The sequence below is a fragment of the Streptococcus humanilactis genome (assembly GCF_019448275.1).
Lineage (GTDB): Bacteria > Bacillota > Bacilli > Lactobacillales > Streptococcaceae > Streptococcus > Streptococcus humanilactis.
On record NZ_JAHXBZ010000034.1, the window covers coordinates 1 to 266 of the forward strand.

1 pseudogene is annotated in these 266 nt (G+C 52.6%); it reads right to left on the reverse strand.

The window, feature by feature from the left end:
- Nucleotides 1-266 (reverse strand): annotated as a pseudogene (locus tag KV696_RS09735) (hypothetical protein); the annotation flags it as partial.

Here is a 266-nt window from a genome sequence, read left to right on the forward strand (position 1 = left end):
GCGGTAGCCTCTACATCAGCAAGTACTAGCGCGGTAGCCTCTACATCAGCGTCAACAAGTGCCGTAGCGTCTACATCAGCAAGCACAAGCGCTGTAGCCTCTACATCAGCAAGCACAAGCGCTGTAGCATCTACATCAGCGTCAACAAGTGCCGTAGCGTCTACATCAGCAAGCACAAGCGCTGTAGCATCTACATCAGCGTCAACAAGTGCCGTAGCGTCTACATCAGCAAGCACAAGCGCTGTAGCATCTACATCAGCAAGCAC